At 62.9% G+C, this 19,778-nt stretch carries 17 protein-coding genes and 1 pseudogene; 14 read left to right on the top strand and 4 right to left on the bottom strand.

Annotated features, from left to right (window positions below; all coding sequences use genetic code 11):
• Position 1 precedes the first annotated feature (1 nt).
• The 5 genes from GGD57_RS27475 to GGD57_RS27455 all read left to right on the top strand — a co-directional run bounded on the left by GGD57_RS27475 (position 2) and on the right by GGD57_RS27455 (position 5,567).
• On the top strand, positions 2–451 hold the full coding sequence (locus GGD57_RS27475; RefSeq protein ID WP_184473324.1) for an RbsD/FucU family protein: 450 nt from the start codon (positions 2–4) through the stop codon (positions 449–451).
• 205 nt (positions 452–656) lie between these two features.
• A complete protein-coding gene (locus tag GGD57_RS27470) occupies positions 657–1,646 on the top strand; it encodes an ABC transporter substrate-binding protein (protein ID WP_184473323.1) in 990 nt (329 codons plus the stop codon).
• A 110-nt stretch (positions 1,647–1,756) separates the two neighbouring features.
• A complete protein-coding gene (locus GGD57_RS27465) occupies positions 1,757–3,310 on the top strand; it encodes a sugar ABC transporter ATP-binding protein (protein ID WP_184473322.1) in 1,554 nt (517 codons plus the stop codon).
• A gap of 27 nt (positions 3,311–3,337) precedes the next feature.
• Positions 3,338–4,312: an ABC transporter permease gene (locus tag GGD57_RS27460; RefSeq protein ID WP_085735995.1), complete on the top strand. Its 975-nt coding sequence runs from the start codon at positions 3,338–3,340 to the stop codon at positions 4,310–4,312.
• 235 nt (positions 4,313–4,547) lie between these two features.
• Positions 4,548–5,567, top strand: a complete 1,020-nt coding sequence (locus GGD57_RS27455; RefSeq protein ID WP_184473321.1) for a zinc-binding alcohol dehydrogenase family protein — start codon at positions 4,548–4,550, stop codon at positions 5,565–5,567.
• A gap of 378 nt (positions 5,568–5,945) precedes the next feature.
• Here GGD57_RS27455 and GGD57_RS27450 read toward each other — a convergent pair whose 3' ends face one another.
• Together GGD57_RS27450 and GGD57_RS27445 are read right to left on the bottom strand one after the other, a co-directional pair.
• Positions 5,946–6,671, bottom strand: a complete 726-nt coding sequence (locus GGD57_RS27450; RefSeq protein ID WP_184473320.1) for a copper homeostasis protein CutC — start codon at positions 6,669–6,671, stop codon at positions 5,946–5,948.
• On the bottom strand, positions 6,668–7,894 hold the full coding sequence (locus GGD57_RS27445) for a LysR family transcriptional regulator (protein WP_184473319.1): 1,227 nt from the start codon (positions 7,892–7,894) through the stop codon (positions 6,668–6,670). The genes GGD57_RS27450 and GGD57_RS27445 overlap by 4 nt, the downstream gene beginning before the upstream one ends.
• A gap of 49 nt (positions 7,895–7,943) precedes the next feature.
• Here GGD57_RS27445 and GGD57_RS27440 point away from each other — a divergent pair, with 49 nt between their 5' ends.
• The 7 genes from GGD57_RS27440 to GGD57_RS27410 all read left to right on the top strand — a co-directional run bounded on the left by GGD57_RS27440 (position 7,944) and on the right by GGD57_RS27410 (position 15,054).
• Entirely contained in the window at positions 7,944–8,129 is a 186-nt protein-coding gene (locus GGD57_RS27440) for an acetyltransferase (protein ID WP_246713748.1), read from the top strand.
• Positions 8,130–8,316: 187 nt separating this feature from the next.
• Positions 8,317–9,225: a glycine betaine ABC transporter substrate-binding protein OsmF gene (gene osmF / locus GGD57_RS27435; RefSeq protein ID WP_088684591.1), complete on the top strand. Its 909-nt coding sequence runs from the start codon at positions 8,317–8,319 to the stop codon at positions 9,223–9,225.
• Positions 9,226–9,291: 66 nt separating this feature from the next.
• Positions 9,292–10,458: an ABC transporter permease gene (locus GGD57_RS27430; RefSeq protein ID WP_184473317.1), complete on the top strand. Its 1,167-nt coding sequence runs from the start codon at positions 9,292–9,294 to the stop codon at positions 10,456–10,458.
• Complete coding sequence (locus tag GGD57_RS27425) at positions 10,455–11,399, top strand: ABC transporter ATP-binding protein (RefSeq protein WP_184473316.1); 945 nt, start codon at positions 10,455–10,457, stop codon at positions 11,397–11,399. The genes GGD57_RS27430 and GGD57_RS27425 overlap by 4 nt, the downstream gene beginning before the upstream one ends.
• On the top strand, positions 11,396–12,145 hold the full coding sequence (locus tag GGD57_RS27420; protein ID WP_184473315.1) for an ABC transporter permease: 750 nt from the start codon (positions 11,396–11,398) through the stop codon (positions 12,143–12,145). Before GGD57_RS27425 ends, GGD57_RS27420 begins: the two co-directional genes overlap by 4 nt.
• 47 nt (positions 12,146–12,192) lie before the next feature.
• A complete protein-coding gene (locus tag GGD57_RS27415; RefSeq protein ID WP_184473314.1) occupies positions 12,193–12,588 on the top strand; it encodes a VOC family protein in 396 nt (131 codons plus the stop codon).
• Positions 12,589–12,597: 9 nt separating this feature from the next.
• Positions 12,598–15,054, top strand: a complete 2,457-nt coding sequence (locus GGD57_RS27410; protein WP_184473313.1) for a glycoside hydrolase family 2 protein — start codon at positions 12,598–12,600, stop codon at positions 15,052–15,054.
• Positions 15,055–15,273: 219 nt separating this feature from the next.
• Here GGD57_RS27410 and GGD57_RS27405 read toward each other — a convergent pair whose 3' ends face one another.
• Positions 15,274–15,666: a PRC-barrel domain-containing protein gene (locus GGD57_RS27405; protein ID WP_184473312.1), complete on the bottom strand. Its 393-nt coding sequence runs from the start codon at positions 15,664–15,666 to the stop codon at positions 15,274–15,276.
• Positions 15,667–15,913: 247 nt separating this feature from the next.
• Here GGD57_RS27405 and GGD57_RS27400 point away from each other — a divergent pair, with 247 nt between their 5' ends.
• Both GGD57_RS27400 and pgi read left to right on the top strand, forming a co-directional pair.
• Positions 15,914–17,614, top strand: coding sequence for a long-chain fatty acid--CoA ligase (locus tag GGD57_RS27400; protein WP_184473311.1), 1,701 nt, complete (start codon positions 15,914–15,916; stop codon positions 17,612–17,614).
• 138 nt (positions 17,615–17,752) lie between these two features.
• A complete protein-coding gene (pgi, locus tag GGD57_RS27395; RefSeq protein WP_184473310.1) occupies positions 17,753–19,378 on the top strand; it encodes a glucose-6-phosphate isomerase in 1,626 nt (541 codons plus the stop codon).
• 158 nt (positions 19,379–19,536) lie between these two features.
• On the opposite strand, the pseudogene GGD57_RS27390 reads toward pgi, so the two are convergent.
• A pseudogene (locus tag GGD57_RS27390) lies at positions 19,537–19,692 on the bottom strand (IS630 family transposase); the annotation flags it as partial.
• Positions 19,693–19,778 lie beyond the last annotated feature (86 nt).

Here is a 19,778-nt window from a genome sequence, read left to right as displayed (position 1 = left end):
TATGCTCAAGGGAATTCATCCGCTGCTCGGCCCCGACCTGCTCCATGCGCTGAAGACCATGGGGCATGGCGACGACATCGTCATATCGGACGCCAATTTCCCTTCGGGCTCGATGGGCCCGCCGGTCATCCGCGCCGACGGCGTCAGCGCCACCGCCATGGCCGAGGCGATCCTGACCCACATGCCGCTCGACACTTTCGTGCCTGAGACGGCCTGGCGGATGGAGGTGGTCGGCGACCCGCAAGCCGTGCCCGAAGTCTGCGCCGAGTTCCAGGAAATCGTTTCCCGGCGCGCCGGCGATTTCCGTATCGTGCCGGTGGAGCGCTTTGCCTTTTACGCAATGGCCCGCAAGGCTGCCTATATCGTCGCGACCACCGAGTTTCGACTGTATGGCAACCTGATTTTAAAAAAAGGCGTCGTGCATCCGCATGAGGTCGATCTGAGCCGATAGCTATTTTAGGTTATCGTTGTATTGAAATAAAATCAGTCGCTTGCAGGGAGTTTGCCAAAGCAAAAAAGCCGGATCGACGCTCTTGCAATTTGATTGCGCCTCGGCTAGCTTCTCCCTGCAAATGTTTTTTATCGATAAAAACCCTCCGCCAGCGTTCAGCGGTCCGGTTTATTGGAGGAGAACGCATCCTGAGAGGAGAACCCTTATGACCATCGTGAAATCCCTTCTGTCGCGCCGCGCCTTTACCGCGCTCGCGGGTGCTGCCGTCATCGCCACGGCGATGCCGGTCACATCCTTTGCCGCCGACGTGACGATCCCGATCATCGTCAAGGACACCACGTCCTTCTACTGGCAGATCGTTCTGGCCGGCGCCCGCAAGGCCGGCAAGGATCTCGGCGTCAACGTGCCGGAACTCGGCGCCCAGGCAGAATCCGACATCAACGGCCAGATCAGCATTCTGGAAAACGCCGTTGCCGGCAAGCCGGCCGCCGTCGTCATCTCGCCGACCGAGTTCAAGGCGCTCGGCAAGCCGATCGATGAAGCCGCCAAGTCGGTTCCGATCATCGGCATCGACTCGGCCGCCGACTCCAAGGCATTCAGCTCGTTCCTGACGACCGACAACGTCCAGGGCGGCCGCATCGCCGCCGACGGCCTGGCTGCTGCGATCAAGGGCATGACCGGCAAGGAAGAGGGCGAAATCGTCATCCTCACCAACCTTCCCGGCGTCGGCTCGCTGGAACAGCGCCGTGAAGGCTTCCTGGATCAGATCAAGACCAAGCATCCGGGTCTGAAGGTCATTGCCGACAAGTACGGCGACGGCCAGGCAACGACCGGCCTCAACATGATGACCGACCTGATCACCGCCAACCCGAAGCTCGTCGGCGTCTTCGCCTCGAACCTGATCCTGGCGCAGGGTGTCGGCCAGGCGATCGCCGAAAACAAGCTCGGCGACAAGATCAAGGTCATCGGCTTCGACAGCGACGACAAGACGGTCGGCTTCCTCAAGGACGGCGCCATTGCCGGCCTCGTCGTTCAGGACCCCTATCGCATGGGTTATGACGGCATCAAGACCGCGCTTGCCGTCTCCAAGGGCGAGAAGGTCGAAGCCAATGTCGATACCGGCGCAAACCTCGTCACCAAGGCGAATATGGCCGATCCGAAGATCGACGCGCTGCTGAACCCGAAGATCAAGTAAAACGACAAGACCCAAGCCGCGCCGGCTTCAAAAACCGGCGCGGCCTTTTCCATCCATGGTATGATTACCAAGGGATGGAGAGCAGACGTGACAAGAAGGAGGAGAGGTCCATGATCGGACTGGAAGAGGTCAGTCATCGCCACGATGACAGCGCGACGCTGAAAGAAGCCAATCGAATTCCCGCCGGATCGCCTATCCTCGAACTCAAGGGCCTGCAGAAGAATTACGGTCATGTGCAGGCGCTGAAGCCGGCGACGCTGACCTTTCTTGCCGGCGAAATTCACGCCATCGTCGGTGAAAACGGCGCCGGCAAATCCACCCTGATCAAGCTGCTGACCGGCGTCATCACCCGCACCGCCGGCGAAGTGCTGTGGTGCGGCCATCCTGTGGGCCTGTCGACGCCGAACGAGGCGATTGCCCGCGGCATCAACGCCGTGCACCAGGAAGTCGTGCTCTGCCGGCATCTGACAGTCGCCGCCAACCTCTTTCTCGGCGACGAGGTCAACCGCTACGGCCTGATGCGCAAGAAGCAGATGGAGAAGATGGCGCAGGCCGTGCTCGACGATCTCGGCTTCGGCCTGCCGGCCGGCGCGCTCCTGAGTTCGCTGACGATCGGCCAGCAACAGCTGGTGGCGACGGCGCGCGCGGCCATGCGCGGTACCCAGTTCCTGATTTTCGACGAACCCACCGCCTATCTGACACGCCAGGAATCGGCACAGCTCTTCAAGCTGATCCGCCGCCTGCAGGGCGAAGGCGTCACCATCGTCTATATCAGCCATCGCATGGAAGAAGTCTTCGAGCTGGCCGACCGGGTCTCGGTGCTGCGCGACGGCACCCATGTCGGCACGCGGCTGATCGGCGATACCAACGATGCCGAGCTGATCGCACTGATGATCAACCGCTCGATCGAACAGATCTACCACAAGGAAGAGATCGCGATCGGCGAGACGATCGTCGAGGTCAAGGGCCTTTCGGGTCCGGGCTTCGAGGATGTGTCGCTCAGCGTCAAGGCCGGACAGATCGTCGGGCTCTACGGCCTGATCGGCGCCGGGCGCAGCGAATTCGCACTCGGCCTTTATGGACGCCAGCCGACCAGTGCGGGCGAAATTCACTGGATGGGCAAACGCGTCGATATCCGCAACGAACGCACGGCGATGGAGCTCGGCATTGCGCTCGCACCGGAAAGCCGGCGCGACCAGGGGCTCTGCCTCAACCTGCCGATCGGCCTCAACATCAATCTGCCGGTCTTCGGGCGGCTGAGCCACGGCCCCGTCATCAACCACACGCGGGAATCGGCGAATGCCGACCGGCAGATCCGCGATCTCAGCATCAAGACGCCGAGCCGGCGGGTGCCAGCCTCCAGCATGTCGGGCGGCAACCAGCAGAAGATCGTCATCGGCAAATGGCTGAGCCACGGCGCGCGGCTGTTCATCTTCGACGAACCCACAGTCGGCGTCGACGTCGGCACCAAGGCGGAAATCTACCGGCTGTTCGCCAAGCTTCTGAAGGAGGGCGCCGGTATCATCCTGATCTCCTCCTACCTGCCGGAGGTCTACGAACTGGCCGACCGGCTGCACGTCTTCCGCGGCGGCAGGATCGTCGCGAGCCATGATTTCCACGCGGCGACGCATGAAGAAGTGCTCAGCGAAGCGATCGGCGTCTGAGCCAGAAGAATAAGAGGGAGAAAATTCATGACTGCCACCCCCACCGAAATCGCCGCACCGCCGCCGCGCCGGAAAATGAACATCCTGTTCGGCCTGACGCTGATCGGGCTGCTGGTCTTCCTCTGGATCGTGCTCGGCTTGGTCACCCCGAGCTTCTGGACGCCGCTCAACATCTCGAACCTGCTGCGTCAGGGCGCAATGACGGCGATCCTGGCGCTCGGCCAGACCTTCGTCATCATCACCGCCGGCATCGACCTGTCGGTCGGCGCGATCGTCGGCTTCTGCACCGTCATCATCGCCTGGCTGTTGCAGGCCGGCGTGCCGCTCTGGGGCGCGATCGTGCTGACGCTCGCCATCGGTGTGGCGATCGGCGCCTTCCATGGCTTCGGCATCGTGCATATGGGCCTGCCGCCCTTCATCATCACGCTGGCAACGCTGACGTCGCTGCGCGGCATCGGCCTCCTGATCACCAACGGCTCGACGATCAGCATCACCGACGAAGGTTTCAGCAATTTCGCCCGCGCCGATTTCCTCAGCATTCCGAGCCTGTTCTGGATGGTCATCCTGGTGGCGGTGCCCTCCTTCGTCTTCCTGCATCTCAGCCGCTGGGGCCGCTATCTCTTCGCCGTCGGTTCGAATGCGGAAGCCGCGCGCCTTTCCGGCGTCAACGTCAAGGGCATGATCTATCTCGCCTATATCCTGTCCGCCGGCTTTGCCGCCTTCGTCGGCGTGCTGCTCGCCTCGCGCATCGCGATCGGCAATGCGACGCAGGCCGACGGCTGGGAATTGCAGGCGATCGCCTCCTCGGTTATCGGCGGCACCAGCCTGTTCGGCGCGGTCGGTTCCGTGCACGGCCCGCTGATCGGCGCCTTCATTCTCGCCACGATCAACAACGGCGCCAACCTTTTGAACGTCAACTCCTTCTGGCAGCGCATCATCACCGGACTGCTGATCATCGTGATCGTGTTCTTCGACCAGCTGCGCCGCCGCAAGAGCAACTGAGCGGCGAGAGCGGCCGCCTGCCCCTCATCCGGCTGCCGCCACCTTCTCCCCGCTCGCGGGGCGAAGGGACCAGGCCGCAACCTCTCGGTCCTTCGCCAACGTCTCGCTGGGCACGTCCCCTCGCCCCGCAAACAGGGTCCGCAGGACGGGTCGAGACGAGTGGCTCGACCCCGGTAAGGCTAGGGTGAGGTGTAGCTATCCGACACAGAGTAAAAACGAAGAATCGAGATCCGTCATGAAAGCAGTCGTTTGCCGGGAGCCCGGCGTGCTCGAACTCGTCGAACGCCCCTCGCCCGCAGCACCGGCGCCCGGCTGGGTGCGGCTGGCCGTCAGCCATGTCGGCATTTGCGGCACGGATTATCATATCTTCGAGGGCAAACATCCTTTCCTCGAATATCCCCGGGTAATGGGGCACGAGATCTCGGCGACGGTGATCGAGGCGGGCGACGGCGTCGCACTCACGGCCGGCACCCCCGTCATCGTCAATCCCTATCTCTCCTGTGGCCAATGTGTCGCCTGCATCAAGGGCAAGCCGAATTGCTGCACCAATATCAAGGTGCTCGGCGTCCATACGGACGGCGCCTTCTGCGAGGAAATTTCGGTTCCGGCCGGGAACCTGTATCCTGCCCAAGGCCTCAGCCTCGAAGCGGCGGCGACGACCGAATTCCTGGCGATCGGCGCCCATGCGGTCCGCCGTTCGCTCGCCGGCGCCGGCGCACGCTCGCTCGTCATCGGCGCCGGCCCGATCGGGCTCGGGGCGGCGATCTTTTCGCGCATCGCCGGCCATGACGTGACGCTGCTCGATACCAGCGCCGAGCGGCTGCAGATGGCGGCTGAGCGCTTCGGCTTCACATCAGGCATCGTCGCCAACGACGCGACGGCCGAGGCCGTCAAGGAAAAGACCGGCGGCGACGGTTTCGACGTGGTGTTCGACGCCACTGGTTACGGCCCGTCGATGGAAAAGGCCTTCTCCTTCGTCGCCCATGGCGGCGCGCTGGTGCTGGTCAGCGTCGTCAAGGACGATATCCGCTTCTCCGACCCCGAATTCCACAAGCGCGAAATGATGCTGATCGGCAGCCGCAACGCCACCCGCGTCGATTTCGAACATGTGGCGGATTCGATCGCCAAGGGCCTGGTGCCGGTGGACAAGCTCATCACCCACCGCACGACACTCGCCGACGCACCGCGCGACCTCGCCCGCTGGGCGCATGAGAAGAGTGGGCTGATCAAGGCGGTGATCAGGGTTGGTAGGTAGGGCGTGTTCATGCGCGCGGAGTGCTGCGCGTGGATACTCGGGTCAAGCCCGAGTATGACGGAGAATGGGGAAATCGACGCGGTAAGAGGCGGGATCTCCGGAGGAATTCCAGCAAAGTGCGGGGCGGTTTGGTGAAAATCGCTTCCGGCGGTTCAGGTTCTCGCGGAAGCGCAGAACCGCTCAAACTTTTTTGTTTTTACACAACTCCCGGCAAAAGCGCTTCGCGCTTTGCCTTGGGAAACCGCTGCGCTTGCGGTACCTGCCGCATAGGCTCCCCCATCCTCCGTCGTCCTCGGGCTTGACCCGAGGACCCATGGCCGCAAGCCCTCCATTCAGATTCCGAACTCCAACCGTTCGCCGTCAAAAGTGCAGAAGCCGCTAATCCACCGCCGCAATCGCCCTGCGCATCTCCCGGACCACCGCGACATCCGTCCGGTTCGCGCTTTTCGCCTCGAAACCAAAAGCCACCGCACGCGGATCGCGGCTTTCGACCGGCGAACTGCAGGAGCCGTGCACCTCGCGGGCGCCGGTTGCCTGCAATATCGCGCCGACATTGGCGGGGCGGATGCCGCTGCCGGGCATGATGGAGATGCGGCCGGCAGCATGCGCCGAGAAGCGCTTCAGCGTGTCGAGGCCATCGGCGGCTTTCAGCGCGCAGCCGGAGGTGAGGATGCGCTCGCAGCCGAGTTCGATCGCCTGTTCCAGCGCCTGATCGGCATCCGGCACCAGGTCGAAGGCGCGGTGCAGCGTCGAGCCGAGGTCGACCGCATGCGCTTTCAGCCGGTGGATCAGCGGCATGTCGAGCGTGCCATCGGGCCGGTTGGCGCCGATGACGACGCCGGCGAGGCCTGCGGCGCGCACGGCATCGATATCGAGCATCATCGCTTCCTCGTCCGCACTGCCGAAGATGAAGGGGCCGGCATGCGGGCGGATCATTGCGTAGACCGGAATGGGCGCCCGGGCAGCGATCCTCATCAGGCTCGGCAGCGGCGTCAGGCCACCGAGCTCCAGCGCCGAGCAGAGTTCGATCCGGCCGGCGCCGCCCTCGATGGCCGCAGCAAGGCCTTCGGCGCTGTCGACGCAGACCTCAAGTAAAATCGTCATGCTGCGCTCTCCCTCACGCTGTCGGTTTGCGCGACAGATTCCGACGTAATCCTTGCCGCCGCTTCGATGATGACGGCGCAGGCATCGGCTGCGGCTTTGCGATGGTTGAAGGCGACGTGATAGGACATCGGCAGGTGTTCGTCGAGATCGACAATGCGCACCTTATCGGCGATCGGCATGGCGCTGACCCGGCCGAGGAAGGAGACGTAGCCGTGATTGGCGACGAGGTCGACGATCACGGGCAGCGAATCCGCCGCGGTGATATCCCGGCTGCGTAGGCGGCGGTTCGGGGCGCGCTCGTCGCTGAAGGCCATCGCCGCATGGCCGAGGCCGGTGCGCGGGCTCGGCATGCAGATCGGGTGAGCGGCGACGAGATCGGCGACGCTTGTAACGGTGCTGTCGGGCGGGGCGATCACCACCATCTCGGTCTGCAGCAATTGACGGTGCCGGAAGCTTTCCAGGCCAAAGACCGAATCCAGGATTGCGACATCGATGCGGCCGCTCTTCAGCGCCTCGCGCAGATCGTCGGCGGTCATCGAGACCAGCGAGATCGCATTGTTGTTGCGGCCGGCATTCCATTCGGAGACCAGCACACCCAGGCAACGCGCCACCCAGCTTTCCGAGCCGGTCGGGATGATCGAGCCGATGCGCAGCGAGCGGGCGGCGCGCCGGTAACGCTCGTCGGCCTGCGATTTCAGATCGTTCCAGGCCTGGCTGATCGCCGTGAAAATCTGGTAGGCGCGCCTGCCCTCCTCCGTCAGCACCGAGCCCTGCGCCTGCCGCTCGAACAGGCGGCCACCCAGGAATTTCTCCAGATTGGCAAGCTGAAGCGAAAGCTGCGGCTGACCGAGGCGAAGGCGGCGGGCGGCGCGGTTGATGCTGCCCTGGTCGGCCACTTCGAGAAAACGCTCGATCGTGACGATCTTGACGGGAATGCGGGACGCCCAGGCGTCATGGGCGTCGGCATTATCGTGACCGGTGAACTGACGGAGTTCGCCGATCGCCGCCGTGATCGGCGCCAGGCCTTCCAGCACCCTGCCGCTTGCAATCAGCGTCACCAGCTCGCCGGAGGCGCGTTCGGTCAGCTTCATCGCCAGTTCGGTCTCGAGATGGTGGAGGGCGGATGACACGGTGGACGGCGACAGCTGGAAACGCCGCGCCGTCTCGCGCACCGAACCGGAGATCAGGACATGATGGCTTACGAACAGGGCACCGAGATGCAAACCGCTCCCTCCGGAAAGCGCTGGAAAAACCGGACGATATGATGTGTTCGTGAAAAAAGATATCCCTGCTTCCAGAGAGGCGGGCTATCGTTTCGTCAAAGAAAAATCCGGCCGGCGGGAATCCGCGAAAGAGCCGGGGAATATCGTGGAAACACGCAAGGGAACAAAAACAAATCGCGCCGACTTTGGAAAAGGGAATGCATTTCCGCGCGCGGAGATGTGTTCGCCGCCATAATCGTCAGCGCGACCGCAAATACTGGAGGGCGCTTGCATCGATTTTTCGGGCGGGCACGCTATTTCCATGACGCACGCAATTCCGGCATGATGGCGGCTTCGTCGCCTTCGCCGGCGGGTTTTCTGTGCGCAAGCCTCCCGCCAAGGGCTTGAGCCTCATTCAACGGTGTTTAACAAGGGGATATTCCATGCTGAAGAAACTCGCACTTGCCGTTTCGCTCTCCGCCTTCGCAGCGGGCGCGGTTCAGGCCGCAGACGTCGTCGTCTCGTCGAAGATCGACACGGAAGGCACGCTGCTCGGCAACGTCATTGCGCTCGCGCTCGAAGCCAACGGCATCAAGACGCAGGACCGCATCGCACTCGGCGCGACACCGGTCGTGCGCAAGGCGATCACCGCTGGCGAAATCGACATCTATCCGGAATATACCGGCAATGCCGGCTTCTTCTTCAACAAGGCCGACGACGCGGCCTGGAAGAACATCGACCAGGGATACGAGCTGGCGAAGAAGCTCGATTACGACGCCAACAAGATCGTCTGGCTGACGCCGTCGCCCGCCAACAACACCTGGGCGCTTGCCGTGCGCAACGACGTCGCCGAGCCGAACAAGCTGAAGAGCCTGACGGATTTCGGCAAATGGGTGGCCGGCGGCGGTGAAGCCAAGCTCGCGGCTTCGGCCGAATTCGTCAATTCGGCCGGCGCGCTTCCTGCCTTCCAGACGACCTACGGCTTCCAGCTGAAGCCCGATCAGATGGTCGTTCTCTCCGGCGGCGATACGGCGGCGACGATCAAGGCGGCGGCCGACCAGACCAACGGCGTCAACACCGCCATGGTCTACGGCACCGACGGCGCGATCCAGGCGGCCGAGCTGACCGTTCTCGAAGACGACAAGAACGTGCAGCAGGTCTATGCGCCGACGCCGATCATCCGCGAGGAGGTGCTGAAGGCCAATCCGAAGATCGAGGAAATTCTCTCGCCGATCTTCAAGAGCCTGAGCGCCGACGAGTTGCGCAAGCTCAACGCCAAGATCCAGGTCGACGGCGAGCCGGCAAAATCCGTCGCCGAAGCCTATCTCAAGGAAAAAGGCTTCCTGAAGTAATCATTGCCGCTCCGCCCCTTGCGGGCGGAGCCTCCCTTTGCCGGTAGGCCAGACAGGGTTGATTTGATGGAAGAAACCTCAGCGGTCCGCAGGCTGGACCGGCTCGGCGTGGTTCTGGTGGCCGGCGGTATCGCAGCGACGGCGCTGATGCCCTTCATCTATGTCAAGGCGAACCGCATCGCCGCCGGCAAGCCGATGCTGCTGACGCAGCTTCTTCCCCAGCCTTCCGTCATCATCCTCAGCGTGCTTCTCATCCTCACCGCCTTGGCCGCGCTGTTCCTGCGCCATGCTCTGGCGCGGCTTGTCATCGCTACGCTCTGCCTTGCGGCGCTGATCGCTGCGATCGGCCTCGTCTCGGCCGCGGCCACGCCGCCGGGCAGCACGGTGGCGCGCATGACGCCCGGCGGCGGTTTCTGGGTGCTGTTTGCGGTGATCGGGCTCATCATCTCGGATGCGCTCGTCAAGATCCGGCTGGCGCCGTGGATGCGGGTCGCAGCGCTTGCCGCCTACACGGCGCTGCTCTTCGCCTTCCTCTCTTCCGGCCTGCTCGACAGCCTTTCGATCATGAAGGAATTCTCGACGCGGGCGCCGCAATTCGAGACGGAGGCGATTTCGCATCTGCTGCTCGCCTTCGGTTCGCTTGCGATCGCCATCATTCTCGGCCTGCCGCTCGGCATCCTCTGCTTCTGGGTGCCGAAGCTGCGCTCCGTCGTGCTGCAGGGTCTCAGCCTGATCCAGACGATCCCCAGTCTCGCCCTTTTCGGCTTGTTGATGCTGCCGCTCGGTTATCTCGCCACCCATGTGGCGCTGGCGGCCGCTATCGGCATCCGCGGCATCGGCACGGCGCCTGCCTTGATTGCACTCGTGCTCTATTCGCTGCTGCCGATCGTCGCCAACACCGTCGTCGGCCTTCAGGGCGTCGACCCCTCGGTGCGCGATGCAGCGGCCGGCATGGGGCTGACGCGCCGGCAGATCCTCACCGGTATCGACATGCCGCTCGCCTTTCCCGTCATCCTCACCGGCATCCGCATCGTGCTGGTGCAGGCCATCGGCATGGTGACGATCGCCGCGCTGATCGGCGGCGGCGGCTTCGGCATCTTCATCTTCCAGGGGCTCGGCCAGACGGCGATGGACCTCGTCCTGCTCGGCGCCGTGCCGACCGTCTTCTTCGCCTTCTCATCGGCCGTCATCCTCGATGCGGTCATCGACAGCATCCGGGGACCTGCCGCATGAGCATGATCGAGATCAGGAACGTCACCAAGCGCTATGGTGCTGCCACCGTCGTCGACAAGGTCTCGATGAACGTCGAGAAGGGCGAGATCACCGTCATCGTCGGCACGTCGGGCTCCGGCAAATCGACGCTGATGCGGATGATCAACCGGCTGGTGCCGATCACCGAAGGTCAGATCTTCGTCAACGGACAGAATGTCGTCGACGTCGAGGTGACCGAGCTTCGCCGCAAGATCGGCTATGCTATCCAGGGGCACGGCCTCTTCCCGCACCGGACGGTGGCGCAGAATATCGCCACCGTGCCGCAGCTTCTCGACTGGGATTCCACGCGCATTTCCAGACGGGTCGAGGAACTGCTCGGGCTGTTCAATCTCGATCCGGCAACCTTTGCCGAGAAATACCCGCATCAGCTTTCCGGCGGCCAGCAGCAGCGCGTCGGCGTCGCCCGGGCGCTGGCGGCCGAGCCGGAACTGCTGTTGATGGACGAGCCCTTCGGCGCGCTCGATCCGGTCATCCGCGGCAAGGCGCAGGACGATCTGCTCGCGATCCAGAAGCAGTTCGGCACCACCATCATCCTCGTCACCCACGACATGGACGAGGCCTTCCATCTCGGCAACCAGATCGCCGTCATGAGCGAGGGCCGATTGCTGCAATGCTCGACGCCGGAAAAGATCCTCACCGAGCCCGCCGATCCCTTCGTGCAGCAATTGACCGGCACCTCCGACCGGGCGCTGAAGCTGATGTCGCTGCTGCCGCTGAAGGAGAGCATGGAGCCGGCCAAGGGCGGTCTTTCCTATGCCTTGCCGCAGTCGCTCAGCCTGCGCGATGCGCTGGCCGAAATGATCTGGCAGGGGGTCGAGGAGGCGGCAGTGCAGGATGGCGAAAAGGCGCCCGTCGGATCGATCTCGATGAGCCGCCTGCTCGAACTGGGCCGCAAGGCATGAAACTCGTCGTCGCCAATCTCTTCCGGCTGGCCGCACTCGCTTTGCTGCTGATCCTGCTGTTCAGGACCGAGTGGCTTTCCTTCCTGTTGACGCCGCTGACCAGCAACAATGCGCCTGCCGTCTATACGCAGAACAGCCTTGCCTCGCTCGCCGCCGGCCATCTGCAGCTGGTTGTGGGATCGATTGCCTGCAGCGCCGTGCTCGCCGTTGCCGGCGGCATCTTCGTGACACGGGAAAGCGGCGCCGATTTTCTACCGCTGTCGCGCGCCATCGCCAATGCCGGCCAGACCTTTCCGCCGGTCGCGGTTCTGGCGCTCGCTGTTCCCGCCACCGGTTTCGGCGCCATGCCGACGCTGATTGCGCTCTTCCTCTACGGCCTGTTGCCGATCTTCGAAAACACCGTCGCCGGCTTGAAGCAGGTTTCGCCGCAGGTCCTCGATGCCGCCGATGGCATGGGCATGAATGCGACGCAGCGGCTCTTCCGCGTCGAGCTGCCGCTTGCCCTGCCGCTGATCCTCGAAGGGCTGAAGGTCGCGACCGTGATCAATATCGGCACGGCGACGATCGGCTCGACGGTTGCGGCCAAGGGCCTCGGCGAGGTGATCATCGCCGGGCTGATCTCCGACAATACCGCCTTCATTTTGCAGGGCGGGCTGATCGTCGGCCTGATGGCAGTGCTGATCTATGACGCCATGGGCCTCGTCGAAGCGGCGATCACCCGAAGAATCGGCTTGCGCCCGGCGTAAGAGGACCGCTACCAAGGCTGCAGCGATCGATTCCACGGGAGGCCGCCTTGGCGAAGATGATCCACTCCATGATCCGCGTTCTCGAAGAGGCGCGCTCGGTCGAATTCTACAGCAAGGCCTTCGGCCTTTCGGTTGCCGATCGCGTCGATTTCGACACTTTCACGCTGATCTATATGAGCAATGCCGAGACCGGCTTCGAGCTGGAGCTGACCGTCAACAAGGGCCGCACCGAAGCCTATGATCTCGGCAATGCCTACGGCCACCTCGCCGTCTCCGTCGAGGAGGTCGCGGTCGAGCGCGCGCGGCTCTTGAAACTCGGGTTCAAACCGGGCGAATTGGTCGAGCTCAACCGCGACGGCAAGCTGTTCGGCCTGTTCTTTTTCATCAGCGATCCCGACGGCTACAAGATCGAAGTGCTGCAGCGCCACGGCCGGTTTCTCTAGGAATATCTCATGATCGAAAAGACCGCGCTCAACTCCAGCTGGACGCTAACCTGTAACGATACAGGAAGGCCCGGACTGCCGGACACGATAGCCGCAACGGTGCCGGGATGCGTACATACCGACCTTCTCGCCAACCGGCTGATCCCCGATCCCTATGTCGACGTCAACGAGATCACCAGCGACTGGATCGGCAAAACCGACTGGACCTATCGCTGCCGCTTCGAGGCGACGCCTGACGAAGACAGGTCGCAGGAACTCGTCTTCGACGGGCTCGATACGATCGCCACTATCACTCTCAACGGCGAAGAGATCGGCCGCACCTTCAACATGCACCGCACCTACCGTTTCGATGTTTCCCGGCTGTTGAAGCCGGGCGCCAACGAACTCTCCGTTACCTTCCGCTCCGCCTATGCCTATGGCGCCGAGATGGAGAAGCACTACGGCTACCGGCCCAACAACTATCCGGGACCGGGCAATCTGATGCGCAAGATGGCCTGCAATTTCGGCTGGGACTGGGGGCCGACGCTGGTGACGGCGGGCCTGTGGAAGCCGGTCAGGCTGGAAAGCTGGGACCGGGCGCGGCTTGCCGAGACACGGGTGTCGGCCACACTTGCCGGCGGCGACGGGCTGGTGAAGGTGCATGCGAGGCTCGCACGCCACGGCAATCCCGGCCCGTGCCGGCTGGTCGCCGAGATCGGCGGTACGACCACGACTGCAGCGATCGCGCCCGGCGAAGACATGGTCGCCTTCGAGATTACCCTGCCCTCGCCGCAGCTCTGGTGGCCGCATCATCTCGGCGCGCAGCCGCTCTACTCCCTGACGCTCGAGCTGATCGACGAGGCGAGCGGCGATCTCCTCGACAGCTTTAAGCGCGAGCTCGGCTTCCGCTCGCTCAGACTCGATACCGCAGCCGATGCGCACGGTTCGGCCTTCACCTTCATCATCAACGACGTGCCGCTGTTCATCGCGGGCGCCAACTGGATTCCGGATGACTGCTTTCCGCAGCGGGTGACGGCCGAGCGTTACGCCGCCCGGATCGAGGAAGCGAAGGCCGCCAATATCCACATGCTGCGCGTCTGGGGCGGCGGCATCTTCGAGACCGACGAATTCTACGAAGCCTGCGACCGCATGGGCATGCTGGTCTGGCAGGATTTCCTCTTTGCCTGTGCGGCCTATCCGGAGGAGGAACCGCTTCGAAGCGAAGTCGAGGCGGAGGTGCGCGACAATGTCGTGCGGCTGATGCCACATGCTTCGCTGGTCCTCTGGAACGGCAATAACGAGAATATCTGGGGCTTCGACGAATGGGGCTGGCGGCCGATCATCAAGGCGGGCGAAAGCTGGGGGCTCGGCTATTATCTCGATCTGCTGCCGCGGCTCTGCGGTGAACTCGATCCCGACCGGCCCTATTATCCCGGCAGCCCCTATTCCGGCTCGATGGAGATCGCGCCGAATGCCGATGCGCATGGCTGCAAACATATCTGGGACGTGTGGAACGATGTCGGCTACGAGGTCTACCGCAACTACATCCCGCGCTTCTGCTCCGAATTCGGCTGGCAGGCGCCGGCCAACTGGGCGACGGTCGAAGAAAGCGTCCACGATCAGCCGCTGACGCCGCAATCGAACGGCGTCTTCCATCACCAGAAGGCGACTGAGGGTAATGACAAGCTGATCCGCGGGTTGGCCGGCCACCTGCCGGAGCCGGAGACGATGGACGACTGGCACTTCGCCACCCAGCTCAACCAGGCCCGCGCCATCCGCTTCGGCATCGAGCACATGCGCTCACACCGGTCTGTCTGCAAGGGCGCGGTGGTCTGGCAGTTCAACGACTGCTGGCCGGTGACCTCCTGGTCGGCCCTCGATTCGGCCGGGCGCCGCAAGCCGCTCTGGTACGCGCTGAAGGCCGCCTATGATCCGCGCCTCTTGACGATCCAGCCGCGCGGCGATGGCCTGGCGGCGGTGGCGGTCAACGAACGGACGCTGTTCTGGCGGGCAAAGATTGCCGGTAAACGTTTGAAGCTCGACGGGACCGTGCTTGCCGAATTCGAATTCTGGCGGCTGCTCTGCGACCGGTTCGAGGCGAAGGAATTTCCGCTGCCGAGCGATATCGTTAGCCCTGACTTACCGAAGGACGAGGTCGTTGTCGTCGAGATGCTGGACCGGCGGGCGTTTCACTATTTCGTCGAGGATATCGACCTCGCCCTGCAAGCGCCGCGGCTGAGCGTCGATGTCACCGGGATCGACGGCGGTTACGCGATAGAGGTGACGGCTGAGAATTTCCTCAAGGATCTCTGCCTGATAGCGGATCGGCTGGATCCGGATGCGGTAGTCGATTCGATGCTGGTGACGCTGCTGCCGGGCGAAAGCCATGTGTTTGTGGTGAAGACGGCGAAGGTTATTGAGCAGGATGACATAGTCGTCGGCAGAGTGCTGCGGTCGGCCAACGATCTTGTTGCGGGTTCGCGCTAGCTGCCCCATCCGCCTGCCGGCACCGACCGGGTCGAGACCTGCGGCTCGACTCCGGGTGCCCGTAGGGCGGATGAAGGGGGCCAGCGAAGCCCACGTAAATCGCAAATGCGGCCCGTATTCGTCGCTGTCTTGCTCCAGAATGCGACGCGCTTTAGTCGTCACCGCCACCAAAAAGGCCCCGCCTCCACGGGGCCCTTCCAGCTCGGCAATCGGGCGACGTTACATCCAGTAGGGCGGCACGCCGTAGTAGTCGTAGACCCGGCGGCCATTGTCGTTGTACCAGGTGTCGTCATCGTCCGAATAGCTCGGGGCGCCTTCGATCTGTTGCTTGGTCAGGTCGATGCGGTAGCCGTCCAGCTGGGTGTCGTAGTTCAGCTTTTCCCAGGGCAGCGGATAGTGATCGTGACCGATGCCGAGGAAGCCGCCGAAGCTCAGCACGGCATAGGCGACACGGCCGTCGCGCTTGCCGATGATCAGGCGTTCGATCGAGCCGATATGCTTGCCGTCGGCGCCGTAAACACGGGTGCCTTCGACGCGGTCGCTGGCGATCATCGAATGCGTCTCCTTTGCATTCGGGTCGCGGCGATTGGCGTCAGTATCCTGATTCAACATTGTCGATCTCCTTTGGGTGTTCCTCGGATTGGGGATGCAAGATCAACGCCATGGCGGACTCAAAGTTCCCAGCTCTTGTGTGATTGCGCAATGGGCGACGATTGACGTTTACGTCAAGGTTATTGTAGCTTCATTCGGCTTGAACCGTTCAGGCAATGGCATAAGCTGCCGGACTGGAAGATGGAGGATCCTTCAGTCGATTCCCGGCGCGGTGCCGGCGCGGCGGCCGCAAGGGAGAGAGGATAAGATGAACAGCATTTCCGTCCATCCGAACGGAGCCAAGCCTGAGAAGCCCTGGCTTGCCGCCTATCCGGATATGGTTCCGGCCGAGCTTCCGCCGCTGGAATATGCCTCGCTGGCGGAACTGCTCGAAAAATCCTGCGCCCGTTATGCCGACCGCACCGCCTTTTCCAGCATGGGCAAGGCGATGAGCTACCGCGAACTGGAGAGCCAGACACGGAAGATCGCCGCCTGGCTGCAGAGCACCGGTCTCGAGAAGGGCGACCGCGTCGCGGTGATGATGCCGAACGTCTTGCAGAACCCGGTCGCGACCTACGCCATCCTCCGGGCCGGCTTTGTCGTCGTCAACGTCAACCCGCTCTATACACCGCGCGAGCTCGAACATCAGCTGCGCGATTCCGGCGCCAAGGCGATCTTCGTGCTGGAGAATTTCGCCCGCACGGTGGAGCAGGTTCTGAACAAGACCGACCTTCGCCACGTCGTCGTCACCTCGCTCGGCGAAATGCTGGGGGCCAAGGGGCTGATCGTCAATTTCGCCGTGCGCCGAGTGAAGAAACTGGTTCCCTCCTGGTCGATCCCTCAGCACAAAAGCTTCGGCCAGGTGCTGCGCGAAGGGGCGAAAAAAACACTGCAGCCGGTGACGCTTGCCGGCAGCGACATCGCCTTCCTGCAATATACCGGTGGCACGACGGGCATTGCCAAGGGCGCGGTGCTGACGCATGCAAACCTGCTTGCCAACAAATTGCAGCTGTCGCTCTGGCTGCGAACGGCCTTCGAGCGCAAAAAACAGCCGGAGGTCCTGAATTTCCTCTGCGCCCTGCCGCTTTACCATATCTTCGCGCTGACGGTGAATTCGCTGATGGGCATGTCGCTCGGCGCCCGCAACATCCTGATTGCCAATCCGCGCGACATCCCCGGCCTCGTCAAGGAATTCGGCAAGTCCGATGTGCATATCTTCCCCGGCCTCAACACGCTGTTCAATGCGCTGATGAACAATGCCGATTTCGCCAAGCTCGATTTCTCCTCGCTGATCATGTCGCTCGGCGGCGGCATGGCGGTGCAGCGCCCCGTCGCCGAACGCTGGCTAAAGATGACCGGCACGGCAGTGACGGAGGGCTACGGCCTTTCCGAGACCTCGCCTGTCGCCACCGCCAACCGCTTCGATTCGGCCGAATTCACCGGCTCGATCGGCCTGCCGATGCCCTCGACCGACCTCGATATCCGCGACGAGCAGGGCAAGTCGCTGCCATTGGGCGATGTCGGCGAGATCTGCATCCGCGGGCCGCAGGTGATGGCCGGCTACTGGCAGAAGCCGGAGGAGACGGCGCGGGTGATGACCGATGACGGCTATTTCCGTTCGGGCGACATGGGTTTCATGGACGCCCGCGGTTATACCAAGATCGTCGACCGCAAGAAGGACATGATCCTGGTCTCCGGCTTCAACGTCTATCCGAACGAGATCGAGGAGGTCGCCGCCATGCATGCCGGCATTCTCGAGGCGGCGGCCGTCGGCGTGCCGGACGGCCATTCGGGCGAGGCGGTCAAACTCTTCGTCGTCAGGAAGGATCCGAACCTGACGGAGGCCGAGGTGAAGGCCCATTGCATCGCCAATCTCACCAATTACAAGCGCCCGCGTTTCATCGAATTCCGAACCGAGCTGCCGAAATCGCCTGTCGGCAAGATCCTGCGCAAGGACCTGCGCGGCTGAATTTGACAGCTTTATGAAAATGAGGGCCATCCGTTCGCCGCGGGTGGCTTTTTTCATATTGGAACGGCGGCTGAACTTGATTTGCCCCCGATAAAGCGAATAGTTTCCGCAACCTTTCCGCCTCCAAAGGAGCCTTCCATGAACGCCATCGTCGAACAGCTGAAAAGCACCGCTGATGCCACCAAGGCAACCGACATCCGTGCCGCCTTCGCAGCCGATCCGCAGCGCTTTTCGCGCTTTTCCGTATCGCTCGACGACCTGCTGATGGATTTTTCCAAGACGGCGGTGAATGACGACATCCTCAAGCTCCTGGTCAAGCTTGCCGAAGAAGGCGGCGTCGAAAAGAAGCGCGAGGAAATGTTCTCCGGCAAGGCGATCAACTTCACCGAGGACCGCGCCGTCCTGCACACGGCGCTGCGCAACCGCTCCAACACGCCTGTCCTCGTCGACGGCAAGGACGTGATGCCCGATGTCAACGCCGTGCTTGCCGCCATGGGCAGGTTTGCCGACGGGATCCGCTCCGGCACGCTGAAGGGCGCGACCGGCAAGGCGATCACCGATGTCGTCAATATCGGCATCGGCGGCTCGGATCTCGGCCCCGTCATGGCGACGCTGGCGCTTGCGCCCTTCCATGACGGTCCGCGCGCCCATTTCGTCTCCAATATCGACGGCGCCCATATCGCCGATACCCTGAAGCTGGTGCAGCCGGAAACGACGCTGTTCATCGTCGCTTCGAAGACCTTCACCACGGTGGAGACGATGACCAATGCGCAGACGGCGCGCAATTTCATCGCCAAGGCGCTCGGCGAAGCCGCCGTCCAGCATCATTTCGCCGCCGTCTCGACGGCACTCGACAAGGTTGCCGCCTTCGGCATCGACAGCGCCCGCGTCTTCGGCTTCTGGGATTGGGTCGGCGGCCGCTACTCGATCTGGTCGGCGATCGGCCTGCCGCTGATGATCGCCGTCGGCCCGGAGAATTTCGGCAAATTCCTCGATGGCGCCCATGCCGTCGACAATCACTTCCGTAAGGCGCCGATTACCGAGAACCTGCCTGTCCTGCTCGGCCTGATCGGCTTCTACCACCGCAATGTGCTGAACTATCCGACCCGCGCCATCCTGCCCTACGACCAGCGCCTGTCGCGCTTCCCCGCCTATCTGCAGCAGCTCGACATGGAATCGAACGGCAAGGGTGTGACCATCGACGGCACGCCGGTCGAGGGCAATTCCGGCCCGGTCGTCTGGGGCGAACCCGGCACCAACGGCCAGCACGCCTTCTATCAGCTGATCCATCAGGGCACGAGCATCATCCCGGCCGAATTCATGATCGCCGCCAATGCCTTCGAGCCGGAGCTGCGCCACCAGCACCAGCTGCTGATCTCCAACGTGCTCGCCCAGTCGGAAGCACTGATGAAGGGCCGCACCTTCGCGGAAGCCAAGAAGCAGCTGACCGACAAGGGCATGGACGACAAGAAGGCCGATTTCATCGCGCCGCACCGCGTCTTCACCGGCAACCGCCCGTCGATCACCTTCGTCTACGACAAGCTGACGCCTTACGCGCTCGGCCGCCTGATCGCGCTCTACGAACACCGCGTCTTCGTCGAAGGCGTGCTCTTCCGCATCAACTCCTTCGACCAATGGGGCGTCGAACTCGGCAAGGAACTGGCGACGGGTCTGCTGCCTGTCGTCGAGGGCAAGCAGAGTGCCGCATCGCATGACTCTTCGACGCAGGGGCTGGTTGCGGCGCTGGCGAAGCTGGCGAAGTAGGCATTCGAGATTGCCCCTCACCCTAACCCTCTCCCCGCTTGCGGGGCGAGGGGACGTGCCAAACGAGGCGGCCGCAAATGATCAACTGAGACCGGCAGGCCTGGCGCATCGCTGCCGTGCGAAAATCGGATTGAACGTTCTTCTAGAGCGGGATTGTTTTAAGTCCGTTCATATCCAGCCTCGCTGAAGTAGTTTTGACACTCCTGCGGGGTGACTGTTTGGAGGATGATTGCGAGTGCGTCGGAGACGGCGTTTCTGGTTCTGGCCTGCGCCTGGCGGAGCCTGTGCTTGATCTTGGCGAAGAGCATTTCAATCGCTTTGTCATGATGACTCTCCAGTGCAGGTTCCTGTTGAGGCGTGCGATAGGCTGACAAGCCAGATACGTTGCGTTCCTACTTCG

This window comes from Rhizobium esperanzae (assembly GCF_014197615.1).
Lineage (GTDB): Bacteria > Pseudomonadota > Alphaproteobacteria > Rhizobiales > Rhizobiaceae > Rhizobium > Rhizobium esperanzae_A.
This window is presented reverse-complemented; position numbering and strand designations above follow the sequence as displayed.

Coding starts and splice junctions, on each gene's coding strand:
- GGD57_RS27460 (WP_085735995.1), top strand. CDS start 3,338: ATGACTGCCACCCCCACCGAAATCGCCGCACCGCCGCCGCGCCGGAAA.
- GGD57_RS27425 (WP_184473316.1), top strand. CDS start 10,455: ATGAGCATGATCGAGATCAGGAACGTCACCAAGCGCTATGGTGCTGCC.
- pgi (WP_184473310.1), top strand. CDS start 17,753: ATGAACGCCATCGTCGAACAGCTGAAAAGCACCGCTGATGCCACCAAG.
- GGD57_RS27450 (WP_184473320.1), bottom strand. CDS start 6,671: ATGACGATTTTACTTGAGGTCTGCGTCGACAGCGCCGAAGGCCTTGCT.
- GGD57_RS27470 (WP_184473323.1), top strand. CDS start 657: ATGACCATCGTGAAATCCCTTCTGTCGCGCCGCGCCTTTACCGCGCTC.
- GGD57_RS27455 (WP_184473321.1), top strand. CDS start 4,548: ATGAAAGCAGTCGTTTGCCGGGAGCCCGGCGTGCTCGAACTCGTCGAA.
- GGD57_RS27405 (WP_184473312.1), bottom strand. CDS start 15,666: ATGTTGAATCAGGATACTGACGCCAATCGCCGCGACCCGAATGCAAAG.
- GGD57_RS27420 (WP_184473315.1), top strand. CDS start 11,396: ATGAAACTCGTCGTCGCCAATCTCTTCCGGCTGGCCGCACTCGCTTTG.
- GGD57_RS27400 (WP_184473311.1), top strand. CDS start 15,914: ATGAACAGCATTTCCGTCCATCCGAACGGAGCCAAGCCTGAGAAGCCC.
- osmF (WP_088684591.1), top strand. CDS start 8,317: ATGCTGAAGAAACTCGCACTTGCCGTTTCGCTCTCCGCCTTCGCAGCG.
- GGD57_RS27465 (WP_184473322.1), top strand. CDS start 1,757: ATGATCGGACTGGAAGAGGTCAGTCATCGCCACGATGACAGCGCGACG.
- GGD57_RS27410 (WP_184473313.1), top strand. CDS start 12,598: ATGATCGAAAAGACCGCGCTCAACTCCAGCTGGACGCTAACCTGTAAC.
- GGD57_RS27430 (WP_184473317.1), top strand. CDS start 9,292: ATGGAAGAAACCTCAGCGGTCCGCAGGCTGGACCGGCTCGGCGTGGTT.
- GGD57_RS27475 (WP_184473324.1), top strand. CDS start 2: ATGCTCAAGGGAATTCATCCGCTGCTCGGCCCCGACCTGCTCCATGCG.